Source organism: Mesorhizobium sp. NZP2077, from assembly GCF_013170805.1.
Taxonomy (GTDB): Bacteria; Pseudomonadota; Alphaproteobacteria; order Rhizobiales; family Rhizobiaceae; genus Mesorhizobium.
Window position 1 is genome coordinate 6179001 of record NZ_CP051293.1, and the last position, 12530, is coordinate 6191530.

12 protein-coding genes and 1 pseudogene are annotated in these 12530 nt (G+C 60.3%); 4 read left to right on the forward strand and 9 right to left on the reverse strand.

All coding sequences use genetic code 11. The features are described 5' to 3' along the window. Nucleotides 1–38 precede the first annotated feature (38 nt). The 4 genes and pseudogenes from HGP13_RS30645 to HGP13_RS30660 form a co-directional block, all read left to right on the forward strand. Nucleotides 39–288, forward strand: a pseudogene (locus HGP13_RS30645) (hypothetical protein); the annotation flags it as partial. Nucleotides 289–539: 251 nt separating this feature from the next. After that, nucleotides 540–1328, forward strand: a complete 789-nt coding sequence (locus tag HGP13_RS30650) for an SDR family oxidoreductase (protein ID WP_172232928.1) — start codon at nucleotides 540–542, stop codon at nucleotides 1326–1328. Between the two features lie 24 nt (nucleotides 1329–1352). Beyond that, a complete protein-coding gene (locus HGP13_RS30655; protein ID WP_172232931.1) occupies nucleotides 1353–2135 on the forward strand; it encodes a MoaF C-terminal domain-containing protein in 783 nt (260 codons plus the stop codon). 18 nt (nucleotides 2136–2153) lie between these two features. Continuing rightward, on the forward strand, nucleotides 2154–2543 hold the full coding sequence (locus HGP13_RS30660; RefSeq protein WP_172234915.1) for a nuclear transport factor 2 family protein: 390 nt from the start codon (nucleotides 2154–2156) through the stop codon (nucleotides 2541–2543). 17 nt (nucleotides 2544–2560) lie between these two features. Here the strand turns inward: HGP13_RS30660 and HGP13_RS30665 are convergent, their stop codons facing one another. The 9 genes from HGP13_RS30665 to HGP13_RS30705 all read right to left on the reverse strand — a co-directional run bounded on the left by HGP13_RS30665 (nucleotide 2561) and on the right by HGP13_RS30705 (nucleotide 12440). Continuing rightward, nucleotides 2561–3541: an AraC family transcriptional regulator gene (locus tag HGP13_RS30665; protein WP_172232934.1), complete on the reverse strand. Its 981-nt coding sequence runs from the start codon at nucleotides 3539–3541 to the stop codon at nucleotides 2561–2563. A gap of 64 nt (nucleotides 3542–3605) precedes the next feature. Beyond that, nucleotides 3606–4322: an ATP-binding cassette domain-containing protein gene (locus HGP13_RS30670; RefSeq protein WP_172232937.1), complete on the reverse strand. Its 717-nt coding sequence runs from the start codon at nucleotides 4320–4322 to the stop codon at nucleotides 3606–3608. 1 nt (nucleotide 4323) lies between these two features. After that, nucleotides 4324–5028: an ATP-binding cassette domain-containing protein gene (locus tag HGP13_RS30675; RefSeq protein WP_172232940.1), complete on the reverse strand. Its 705-nt coding sequence runs from the start codon at nucleotides 5026–5028 to the stop codon at nucleotides 4324–4326. Beyond that, nucleotides 5025–6062 (reverse strand): branched-chain amino acid ABC transporter permease, encoded by a 1038-nt coding sequence (locus HGP13_RS30680; RefSeq protein WP_172234916.1) that lies wholly within the window; start codon nucleotides 6060–6062, stop codon nucleotides 5025–5027. Before HGP13_RS30680 ends, HGP13_RS30675 begins: the two co-directional genes overlap by 4 nt. After that, nucleotides 6059–6925 (reverse strand): branched-chain amino acid ABC transporter permease, encoded by an 867-nt coding sequence (locus HGP13_RS30685; RefSeq protein WP_172232943.1) that lies wholly within the window; start codon nucleotides 6923–6925, stop codon nucleotides 6059–6061. The genes HGP13_RS30680 and HGP13_RS30685 overlap by 4 nt, the downstream gene beginning before the upstream one ends. Before the next feature lie 86 nt (nucleotides 6926–7011). Continuing rightward, nucleotides 7012–8268 (reverse strand): ABC transporter substrate-binding protein, encoded by a 1257-nt coding sequence (locus HGP13_RS30690; RefSeq protein ID WP_172232946.1) that lies wholly within the window; start codon nucleotides 8266–8268, stop codon nucleotides 7012–7014. Nucleotides 8269–8348: 80 nt separating this feature from the next. Continuing rightward, nucleotides 8349–9944 carry a GMC family oxidoreductase N-terminal domain-containing protein gene (locus HGP13_RS30695; protein ID WP_172232949.1) on the reverse strand — a complete coding sequence of 532 codons (1596 nt, stop codon included), beginning with the start codon at nucleotides 9942–9944 and terminating at the stop codon, nucleotides 8349–8351. Between the two features lie 3 nt (nucleotides 9945–9947). After that, nucleotides 9948–11354: an aldehyde dehydrogenase family protein gene (locus HGP13_RS30700; RefSeq protein WP_172232952.1), complete on the reverse strand. Its 1407-nt coding sequence runs from the start codon at nucleotides 11352–11354 to the stop codon at nucleotides 9948–9950. A 114-nt stretch (nucleotides 11355–11468) separates the two neighbouring features. Continuing rightward, nucleotides 11469–12440, reverse strand: a complete 972-nt coding sequence (locus HGP13_RS30705) for a helix-turn-helix domain-containing protein (protein ID WP_172232955.1) — start codon at nucleotides 12438–12440, stop codon at nucleotides 11469–11471. Nucleotides 12441–12530: the final 90 nt, after the last annotated feature.

Here is a 12530-nt window from a genome sequence, read left to right on the forward strand (position 1 = left end):
CGATCGGATCAATCACGGTTCAATCTTGCCGACGATAGGGGCATCTCGGCAAACCGGGTGACCCAGGCGGAGACGGCGGTGGAGAAGGCGCTGGTCAGTATTGGGGCGCACGGCAAGCCAGCCGGGATACTGATCGGCGATCTTTCGCTGGCAAAACGCTATCTCGAACTCTTCGTCGCCATCGGCAACGCAGTGACCCTGCTTGCCCGTGCCAACACGAAGCTATTGGCCCCTCTAGGGGGGCCGCGGCACGCAGGGCTTCCGGTGGTCGATCTCGACGTTGCCTGAACCTCAACCGTGAATGGTGCTCCAGTCTGGTCACGGAATGGCCAGCGGTTGCGCGGAACCAGATCGAGTTTCAGGACGCAACGTGCGCGAAAACAGCCGCAGCAACGTCGGCAGAACCGCCCATGCCGTGCGGGAGAAGGCACCCGGCAGTTCGAGAAAGTTCGTTCTCAGTCAAATCGGATTTCGCTCTGGGACACGACTTCAAGGTTGGGCTGATGCAGGGTCAAGCCTCCAAAAGAAGGATGTCGGGAATGCGGTTTGCCGGAAAGACAGCACTCATTACCGGTGGAGGAACAGGAATCGGAGCAGCTGTCGCGCGGCGGATCTGTTCTGAAGGCGGCAATGTCGCTCTCGTCGGACGTCGCGTCGAGCCGCTTCGCGTCGTTGCGGACGAGATCGGCGCTTATGTATTTTCGGCAGATGCAGCGGACGGTGCGGCAATGAAAGCAGCGGTCGCCGCCATCGTCGAGCGTTTTGGATGCATCGATATTTTGGTTGCCAACGCCGGAGGTCACGGCGTCGGGCCGACAATTGCGATGCCAGACACCACATGGGATCTTTCCGTCAGGCTCAATCTCAATACGGCATTCGTCAGCGCTCGCGAATGCCTGCCGCAACTCATCGAGCGAAAAGGCACGATTGTGATTGTGGCCTCGATTGCTGGCCTTTTCGCAGGGCCTGATGCCGCAGGTTACGTCACCACCAAGCACGCGTGCATCGGACTGGCGAAATCGCTGGCGCGCGATTACGGCCGTTTCGGCGTGCGCACGAATACCGTCTGCCCGGGCTGGGTGACGACCACCATGGCCGATGAACAGATGCAATTCCTCGTGGAGAGGAACGGGCTGAACAATATAGAGGAAGCCTACGCTCTGGTGACCAAGGACGTGCCGCTTGGGCGGCCTGCGCGTCCCGAAGACGTCGCCAACGCCGTCTGCTTTCTTGCATCGGGCGAAGCATCGATGATCAACGGCGCTATTCTCACGGTGGACGGCGGTGCAGGCACGGTCGACCTGCCGACGCTTGCGTTCGCACAATAGATGCCGAACAGGAGGAACCTCGGAATGACCCAACAGAACCCAAAGGACTGGAAAACATACGACCAGTTCGCCTATGGCATCGATGCCAACCGACTGCCCGCAACCAGCGCTCTGTCAGGCTCTTCCCACACAATCACCTTCGATGATGGCCGCAAGCTCGATTTATCCTTTAGCAATGGCAAGGTGACATGGTCGGACGGCACCAACTCCGCCCAAGACAGCGCCGAAGTCATTGAGGTTGCGGAAAACACGTTCTTCATCGAGATTATTTTCGCAGCGCGCCAGAAAGAGGCCGAGACAATCATCCTCAACACGGCGAAAGGCCGTGCCCTGTCAATTTATTCGATCGTTCGCGACAAGGAACTCTCCGTCGGCGAACCGCAGGTCGCCCAGATATTCCGCGCCGGCACGACGGCCGTTGCCGAAAGAGACATCTCCGCGCCCGCCGAAAGCCGCGACCTGATCGGGCTGCGGGCTCACTTCACCTACAGTCCCAACCATGTCTACGAGCACACATATCTGTCGTCGCAGCGCTATGCATGGCAGTGCCTGGTCGGCGTCCAGCGCGGACACGGCGACGTGGACCTGACCACCACCTACAAATTCGACGATGATCAGTACGTCTTCACCTTCCGCGAATTCAAGATCGCGGTCGCGTCTACCTTCTTCTACAATTTCAAGGATATGCGCTCGACCGGCAAATTCCTCGGTATCACTGGAGACGGACACATCCAGAACAGCCCGGCCGGCGCCTTCATCCGCAAGGCATCTAAAACCTATTACCTGCCCGGCCAGGAGCCGGTGTGAAAACACGGGGACACGATGATGAAGACAGCCTACGAACTGGTGAAAGCACATTACGAGGCAAACGACCGGCATGACATAGCCGGCATGATTGCCGATATCGCCGACGACTGCCGCTGGACTGAGATGGAAGGCTTTCCCTGCGCCGGCACCTATATCGGCGGACCGGCCGTGGTCGAAAATGTCTTCAAGGCGTTGGGTAGCACCTTCGACGACTATACTTTCACCCTTGAGCGGCTCCTGGATGCCGGCAGCTCGGCGATCGGCCTCGGCACTTATACCGGCACCCACAAGAAAACAGGAAAATCCTTCAGCGCCCGCGTGGCTCATGTGTGGGGTGCATCGGGCGGCAAGATCCGCAGTTTCGAGCAATTTACCGACACATTGCGTGTCGCCCAGTCCATGGTGTAGCGGGATCGCTGCCAGGGTCATGCCTGGCGGCGGCAATCGCTTGGCGTCATGCCATGGCGCTGTCGAAATGCCCGAGAAAAATGCGAGGTGGACGAGAAGCCAAGCGAAAAGGCGACGTCGGTAATCGAGCGTGCCCTCTGGTCTTGCCTTTGCAGACTGGCGCGTGCGTGCTCAAGACGCAAACCCCAGACATAGTCCGAAGGCGTGGTGCCGTGTTGGTCGAAAGCGCGATAAACGTAACGCTGCGAGCAGCCCATTCGCCGGGCGATCAGCTCAACCGAGAGGTCCGGACGGGAGAGATTGTGAGCGATGAACGCCTTAACGCGCTCCAGAAGAAGATCGAGTGGCGGTCGCGGCATTTGAGGCAATGGGTCTGGTTTCCCATCGATGAGACCGTGAACCAGTTCGATCATCGCCGAGCCAATACCGGCGCGGGCTGCAGCACCGACAGTGTCCGCCTGCGTCATCGTTGAGCGCATCATTGCCAGCAAAATGGGCACGAGGCCGTTCTCCTCGGGCAGTATCGGACTCTTGAGCCGATGCAGCACCGCTTGCGGAAAGCGGCCACGGGGCAGCTGCAACATCAAGAGCCGTACCGGTGTTTTGTTGACGAGCCGGTAAGGGCGGGTGGGATCATAGATAATTGGAGCATTGTTGCGAAAGACGCTCAGTGATCCGCCCTGCTCAAGCACGGATTGGCCGGTAGACTGGATGATGAGCTTCACGGCATCGGGATCGAAGGAGCGGGCGGCAACGCGCTCCCCATGGACGGTGTGAACTCCAGCCTGCAACTGCGACAGCCTGCAATCACCCAATGGCAGCGAGGCCAACCTGCGGCCGGTCTTGTGTTCGCTGGGAAATTCCAGCCGAACATTCCCGAACAATTGAGCAGCGGCGCTGGCGAATTCACAGCCCGTTGCAATTCTGGTCGCGTCGAATGGCGCGCGGTCGATGCGGGTCACCGTTACGGCCGGTGGAATGGCGCCTGTATTTCCCATGGCGGACCTCCTGCCCAGGCGCGGCTCGCGCCCCTTCGAGCTAACCGGTTTTGTCTTCAAGTCCCTACTGTGCCAGATAGGCGCCGTGCAGAATGTCGGGCTGTTCACGCAGGGTCGCCGAGGGCCCATCATAGACGAGCCGCCCGCGTTCAAGCACCATGGCGTGCGTTGCGAGCCCGAGCGCCAGATGGGCGAACTGCTCGATCAGCAGCACGCCGATACCCTGCGCCGCGGCAAGCGTCAGCGCCTCCGCCAATCGCCGGACGACCCCTGGCGCCAGGCCGAGGGACAGTTCATCAACGATCATGAAATCGGGACGGGCGATAAAGGCCTGCCCCATCGCCACCATCTGCTTTTGGCCACCCGACAGGTCGGACGCCGATTGACGCCGCCGCTCAGCAAGTTCGGGAAAGATCGCATAGACGCGCTCGAGCCCGGAACGTCGGCCCTGGGTGGTACGATCAAGAGCGGCAACCAAAAGATTATCCTCTACGCTGAGCGCACCAAGGACCCTATGCCCTTCCGGCACCAGCGCCACGCCGTGGCGGCGGATGTGGTCCGGCGAAAGACCGTTCAGCGACACCTCTGCGAGGCGGATCGTTCCACTTTCAAGCGGAAGGGCGCCGGCAAGCGTCATGACCGTCGTGGACTTGCCTGCGCCATTGGCGCCCAGCAACGTGCTGATTGTGCCGGGACGCACGGTAAATCCGATGCCGTGCAGGACGCGCTTGCCACCGCGATTGACGACAAGGTCGGAAATGGTGATCGAGCGGACAGCCATTTCAGAACTCTCCCAGATAAGCGCGACGAACATCCGGGCTGGCCAGAACATCATCGGTGGGACCCAGTGCCAGCATCCGGCCATAGTCCAGCACCAGCGTTTCGGTACACATGGCACGGATCAATTCCACGTCATGGTCGATGACCAGAACCTGCGCGCCGTATTCAGCGGGAATGCGCAGGATCAATTCCCGCAATACACCGCTTTCCTCATTGCTGAGCCCGGCCGCGGGCTCATCCAGCAAGATCAGCTTCGGCGCGCCAACGACGCATTTGCCGAGTTCCACCAGCCGGCGCTGGAACAGGTTGAGAGAACCACCTGGTCTGGCGCCGACGGAAACCAGCCTGACAAACTCCAGCGCCGCCGAGACCGCATGAAGCCTAGCCCTCGCTGGCAAGACATGATCGGCAATGGCGGCGAGGTTTCCGGCAACAGTCAGATCCTCGACAACTTGCTCCGTCTGGAACGAACGGCGAAGGCCGGCACGAACCCGCTGCAGCGGCGAAAGCTCGAGCAATGCCTGCCCGTTCAACGTCACCTTGCCTTCGATCGGCCGCAGGAAACCGGACAGCACGTTCAGCAGTGTCGTCTTGCCGGCTCCGTTGGGGCCAATGAGGCCGGACACGGGCGCTGCGAGTTGCGCCGTCAAGCGATCGATTGGTCGCACGCCGCCGAATTGAACGACTAGATTCTCGATTGCGATCATGCCGCACCGTCCTTGCCCTTACGGGCGCGCAAACGGTTTATGAGTCCGGCGATCTGTCCGGCGATGCCTGCGGGCGCCGTTGCCAGCGCCTGGAACAGCGCCGCGCCAAAAATACCGATGGTGACGTAGCCGTCGATTCCCAGATCGGTGAGGAGGGCAGGAATGGCTCGCAGGAGAAGACCCGCGATGAGCGCGCCGTACCAATTATAGACCCCGCCGACGACGGCGAGCGCGAAGAGATTGAGGCTTTCGAAGGCGGTGAAGGCACGTCCATCGAGTTGTCCGACATTACCGGCCAGAAGTGCGCCGGCAATGCCTGCAAGAAAGCCGCTGAGCGCGAAAGCCCATGCCTTGTAAATCAGCACCGGCACTCCGGCTGATATCGCCACCGTCTCGCCCTTGCGGATCAGCGCCCAGGCACGGCCGGGTCGGGTTAACTTGTGCCATTGGACAACCATCAACGCCACCGCGGCTATGCAACTGACATAGAGAAAATACGGCACGGCCTCAGCTGCCATAGCCGGGCGAGACAACATGGCTCGGCCCGCGCCATCGGCACGACCAAGAAATCCGCTACCGCCATCAGGAAAACCCCAGGCACTGATGATGATCTGGAAAGCGCCCGCGACCATCAAGGTGACCAGAGCGAGGTAAAGCCCGCGCAGTCGCAGAGCCGGCAAACCGAATGCAAGACCGATCACCGAAGCGGCGATGCCGCCAGCAAGCGCACTCACTTCGAAAGGCGTATGAAGGCCATGGCCGACGCGAAGGGTAACCCAGCCACCAACGCCCACCAGTGCAAACTGGCAGAGCGAAACGAGGCCCAACTGACCATAGAGAATGGCAAGCCCGGCAACCGATAGAGAAAGCGCCACCGCAGAGGTTGCCGCCGATAGCCAGAAGGAATTGGCGGACCATGCGATGGCAGCAGAAAAGACTGCCATGGTCACTGGAATGGCGAGGAGGTCGCGGCGCGCGAAACGCGCGGCACCGGTTCCCGAAAAAGTTTGAGCCACCGAATTTGCCATGATCATCGGTCCTTCAAGCCGGCCTGCGCCGTACTTCCCAAGATTGTCACGGCAACCAAGGCGATGATGAAGGGCGCGGCGGCACGATAGGGAGAGATGGTGGCGAGCGGCGTCAGAACGGCTTCGACAATACCGATTGAAAGCCCTCCCAAGGCGGTGATCCACAAGGAACGCAACTGCCCCAGAATCGCCGCCGCAATCGCCGGAATGACGAGAAAGGTGAGAAAAGTGCCTTGCAGGCGGACCAGATCGCCGAGCAGCAGACCGGCCAGGCCGGCGAAGACACCGGTGATCAACCAAGCCGCGGTTTCCGTATACCGGATGCGGACACCCAAAATTGAACTTAGATCCCTGTCATTGGCAAGCGCGCGCATATCGAGGCCAAGCCGCGTCCGGGTCAGAAGCAGGGTGATTGCGCCGACCATCGAGACGGCCAGCGCCAATGCAAGAATGCGCGTAAATGTGAGGCGGACACCGAACAGCGTCATAAACATCTGGTCGGTGGGAAATTGCAGCCTGCGCGGAAGTTCGCCCCAGATGACGCCCATGGCAGCAATCAGTACGAGTGCCAGTGCCAGCGTACCGACTGCCCGTACGACCGTGTCCCGGTGGGACAACAGGGGAGCGAGGAAGCTGCCATACAGGAAACTGACCAGCGTCGAGACTGCTACTGCGGCGAGGACCGCCGCGGCCAACGGAAGCCGCCATTCCAGCATCTGCCAGGCGACATGAGCGCCCAGCGCACCAACCGCGCCAAAAGCGAAATTGAGTACTCCTGTCGCCCGGAAAAGAACGACGAGACCGACGCCGGACAGGGCATAGACAGCCCCTATTCCGAGACCTGATATGAGAAATGGCAAGAAGGTCATGGTTGGAATCCGATGGAAGGCCGGAAGAAACGGCGGGCAGTCTTATCCCGTGGGCCAAACCACGGGATAATGTGTGACGCCTTGATTTACGGCGCGATCCCGGCGCTCTTTTCATAGGCCCGGATGTCGGCCAACTCCGGATCTGGCGATGGCGCGCAACCGGAGATCACCTTCCACTTGCCGGCTTCGCTGACCGCCATGCGCGTCGTCGAATTGGCATTGTGGCGCGGCTGACCCTCACCGAAATACCAGGGGGTGCAGAAGATATCGCTGGTAAAGTTCTTGACCTTGCGGACAGCGGCACTGGTGCTTTCGCGCGTGATGTCCTTCGGATCCAGCGACATCAAGGCCTGCTCGGCGATACGGGCGGCAAGATATCCCGCCTGAGCAAACGTATCGCGCGGGTCGGAAGGCTGACCATACGCGTCCATGACGGCAAGCCAGTTCTGGTTGTCCGGCGTCGCGGCCTCGAGATCGTTGAATTCCATGTTCACATAGAAGTTCCCGTCCCAGCCAGCACCGATCGTCGCGGGCACCGACAGGTCATAAGCCGACGCGGCACTGAGGAACTTGATGGAATGGTTGAGGCCCTGCTCTTCGGCCGCCGTCAGCAGCGGAATGGTGACGCCCTTGGGTAGACCAAGAATAATGACATCGGGCTTCGAAGCCGCCGCCTGAAGGATCGTCGATGTCGAGTCGGCCGTCCCGGGATCCATCAGGATCGTTTCGGCCGCAAAGCCTTTCTCCTTGGCCAGCGACGCAATGCCGTCGCAGGACCACGTACCGACGTTCGGGATGTTCGGGCCGATGCAGACGACCGACTTCGCCTTGAGCTGGTCCAATGCATAACCCATGGCGCCCAGCATGGAGACGCGTGGTCCCGCATTAGCGGCCGCGTAGTTCTCGGCAAAGAAACATTCGCGAGGAACGCCGACGCCCGCGACGACGACAATACCGGACTTTTTGTAGAATTCGGCGTTTGCGCCACATTCGACAAAGCTCGAATTGCCGACCATCAGCACCGCCTTCTCGTCGGTGACGAGCTTGGCGGCAAGCTGAGAAGCGATTTCGGGATTCCACTGATCGTCTTCAACCAGATATTTGACCGGCCGCCCGTGAATGCCGCCCTTGGCGTTGAGACAGTCGAAATAGGCTTTTGCCGCCTTGGTCGAGTTCGAGAAATCGTCCGGCCCGGTCTTCCCGGTAATCGCGCCGATGACGATTGGTTCGCCGGTGGCAGCCTCCGCGCCATTGGCGCCGCAGGACGCCGCGGCATTGGCGCCGCATGTGGATATCAGAAATAAGGCCAGCCCTGCGGCCAGACCTGCAAGAGTATGTCTCATGGTTCCTCCTCCTGTGTTTGATGATAAGTCATTCCGGCCGTACCTCGGGGAGCCTCCTCCGCCACCCGTAGCCAGCACCGTCACCCCGATATTTGCCGCCCCGTCATGAAAGCGGCGGCCTTGGCCGCGATCATCATCACAGGGGCATTGGTATTGCCCGAGACAAGCGTCGGCATCACCGACGCGTCACACACCCGCAATCCTTCCACCCCGTGAACCTTGAGATCCGGCCCGACCACGCTCATCCTGTCGTCCATCCGCCCCATCTTGGCGGTGCCGGCTGGATGAAACACGGTCTTGGTTGTCTGACGAATATAGTCCCGAAGCGCCTGCGGATCGCTTTCTACGCCAGGCTTCGGCAGTACCCGGCGCTTGACGAGCTTGGCCAGCGCCGGCGCTTCCAGGATGCGGATAGCGATTTCCACGCCACGCACCAATGTTTCGAGATCGGCGGGATCTGACAGCAGATTGGCGTTGAACAGGGCCGTGTCCTTTGGTTCGGCCGAACGCAGCCGAACGCTTCCGCGCGACCGCGGTCGCAGATAGCAGGGGCCGATGCTCAGCCCGTGACCCGGCTCCGGTTCGCGATCGACGAACCCCACCATTGCCGGCAGGACATGAAACTGCACATCGGGCTGGCCGGTGCCGGCCGTATCGACGAACCCACCGCACTCGACCACGTTCGATGAAAGCAGGCCGCGATGAGTGGTGAGGTAGCGCAGCATGTGCATGGCCGCGCGCCACCCGTTGTCATGGCCGAGCATCGAGATAGGCGCGTGGGTTTCGCCTTGGACGGGCACCTCAAGATGATCCTGATAATTGGCCCCTGTACCCGGCAGATCGGCGATCACGCCAATGCCGTGTTGAGCAAGATGTGCCGCATCGCCGATGCCCGACAACTGCAGGATTTTGGGGGTTGCAACCGCTCCTGCTGTCAGCGCAACTTCCCTGGATGCGAGGAAACGCGAACCGTCGAGAAGCTCGACTCCGCTGGCGCGTTTGCCTTCGAACAGGATACGGCTCACGCGCCGCTCGGTCAGCACCGTCACATTTGGCCGCTTTTCCGCTTCGCGCAGAAAGGCCTGCGCCGAACTCCAGCGACGGCCGTTGTGCGTCGTCGTCTGATAGAAGCCGACACCTTCCTGTTCGGGACCGTTGAAATCCGGGTTGAAGGGTATGCCAGCTTCGGTAGCAGCCTGAACGAAGGCCTCGCTCAGCGGATGACGATGCCGTGGATTGGACACATGCAGCGTGCCCGCACGGCCATGGAATGCGCCGCCCATCGTCTCGTTGTTCTCAAGCGAACGAAAGGCGGGAAGCACGTCATCGTAAGACCAGCCGGTACAGCCCATTTGTGCCCAGGTGTCGTAATCGTTGCGATGGCCGCGAATATAAATCATCGCATTGACTGAACTGCCGCCCCCCAGCACGTTGCCCTGCGGCACGATGCTTGGCCGGCCGTTGAGCCCTTTGTCCGGCTCGGATGCGTAGGGATGGACGGCTTCGCCCTTGCGCAGCACCTTGAAGAATGTCGCTGGAATATGGATCCACGGGTCGCTGTCCCGCTTTCCGGATTCTATCAGCAAAACAGTATTCTTCGGATTTTCCGACAGCCTGTTTGCCAGAACGCAGCCTGACGAACCACCACCGACAATGATGTAATCATATGGTGTCATGGCTCAGCTCAGCATGGTTTGGATGGTGGTGAATTCCTTCAGCCCATCGACGCCGAACTCGACGCCGATGCCTGACTGCTTGACGCCGCCGAAAGGTGCGTTTGGCTGGATGGCGCCGTGATTGTTGATCCAGACGGAACCGCATTCGAGCTGGCGCGCATAGTGGCGCGCCTTCTGAGGATCGGATGACCAGACGGAGCCGCCAAGCCCGGCGGGATTGGCATTGGCGCGAGCAATTACCTCACCGATATCGCTGTAACGGATAATCGGAAGCGCCGGGCCGAACTGCTCCTCATCCACCAGGCGAACGCCATCGGTTACATCGGCGACGAGCGTAACCGGGTAGAAATATCCGGGGCGGTCAAGCGGGGCGCCACCGGTCAGGATGCGGCCACCCTTGGCGCGCGCATCATCGATCAGCTCGCGCACCTTGTTAAACTGCGCTTCGTTTTGAATCGGACCCAACGCACTGGTTTCATCGAGGCCGTCGCCTACGATAATTCTCGCCGCGTATTCGCTAAGCGCCTCGCACACCGCTTCGTAGATGCTGTCATGGACATAGAGACGCTTCAGGGCCGCGCAGGTCTGGCCATTGTTGATGAAGGCGCCCCAGAACAAGCCTTCGGCGATCTGTGCCGGATCAGCGTCTGGAAGGACGATGCCGGCATCGTTGCCGCCGAGTTCCAGCGTCAGCCGCTTGAGCGTCGCCACCGCCGACGCCATGACTTTTTTTCCGGTTTCGGTCGATCCCGTGAAGGTCATCTTGCCGACGCCTAAGTGCCCGGAAAGAGCGGCGCCGATGCTATTCTCGCCGGTGACGACGTTGACGACGCCGGCGGGCAACACCTCATTGATAATTTCGACCAGCCGGATCGTCGACAGCGGCGTCAAGGGTGAAGGCTTGATGACGACCGTATTCCCGGTACGAACTGCTGGAATGATATGCCAGCAGGCAATCATCACCGGCCAGTTCCAGGGCGTAATGGCGCCAACGACACCGATTGGCTTGCGATGTATCTCGACACGACCTTGGTCGTTGTCCTGCAGCACTTCGATGGGCAGGCTGAGTTCGGCGGTATGGCGGGTCCAGGCGATCGCCCCTCCAATTTCGAAACGCGAGCCGAGGCCACCCAGTGGCTTTCCCTGCTCCAGCGTCAGAAGGCGGGCAAGCTCTTCGCTGTTGTCTGAAATCTTTTCCGCGATGGCGCGGCATCCGGCCTGCCGTTCTTCTTCAGAACTCCGGCTCCATCCCTTGAATGCCGCTGACGCCGCGGCCACGGCATGGTCAAGATCCGCCGGCGTTGCCAGCGGCATTTCCCCCACGACAGCGCCGGTCGATGGATTGCGTACGTCGGCATACGCGGCAGTATCGACGCGCGCTCCATCGATGATCAGGCTATACTGCTTCACAATAGGCTCCTCCCGTAGCTATGGGGAGGACTATGCCGCAGGGAAAAAACACCGTCTTGGGCTGGAACGCGCCACGACTTGACCTGAAACGCGACGCGGAGCGCCCATAAGGCTTTAATGCCCGGGTGCCGATACGGGCCTCAGCAGATCCGTCGGCACGCAGTCGAACAGTTCCTTGAAGCTGCGATTGAAATAGGAGATATCGTTGAAACCGGCGGAATACGCCACTTCGGCGATGGTCTTCGCACCCTTCTGATCCTTGGTCTGCTCTATCTTTTCGCGCACGAAACGCAAACGTTTGTCACGGATGACCGTGGTGCAGGTCATGCCCAGTCCCTGAAAATCCTCCTGCAGCGTGCGGATCGACACGCCGATGCGCGTCGCCAGCCATTTGGCGCACAGATCACTTTCTGTCAGGTGCCTGTCGATCAGGACATCGACCAACTGAAGCCGCCGTGTGGTGCTGTCGTTGAGTGCCGATATCGTATCGCCGCTCGAAACGAAGGCCTGACGTGTCGCGCTGAACATCAGGTGCCGCAGATTGGATGAGGTGGCGTCTGATTGGGCCGTGGACATGATCTTGGCGACAAGCGCACGCAGCATCATCGCCATCGGATCAAAGGCTTCCAGCTTGCGAGCGATATCAAAATCGACGTCGCTTGCGGAATACATGATCTGGCGAGGCAGATGCAGCGACAGATGATTGCTGAACTGCCCGCCGAAATAAAAGGTCGTGGGCCGGGTCGAATCCACCAGGATGCAATCGCCGACGTCCAGGACCGCCTGCTGTCCAACATGCTCTACACCACACGAGCCCTCGAGCTGCATGATGAGGAAGAGGTGCTCATTGGCATCCTTGCGGATATCGTCCCAATCACGATGAACGCGATCAAGATCGTTGGAGACGTGGGCAAATTCCATGCCGCACACATCGACCCGACGGGCAGCGCCGGTTACGACACCGTTGTGCTCGATGGCCTTTGGATTGAAACTGCCACAAATCGACCGCAGATCATTGGTCCATTGATCGTAGGGCATGGGGGTCCATTCCCTTTGCATCAGGTCTTGATTTTTGAGTAGCTCCAACTCTGCCTCCCAACAGCGTTAGTCGCTGACACATCCTTTCAGTGCCGCCTCTCGTCTGCTCAGCGGCCTACCGGTTGCGGCAGCTAGGCA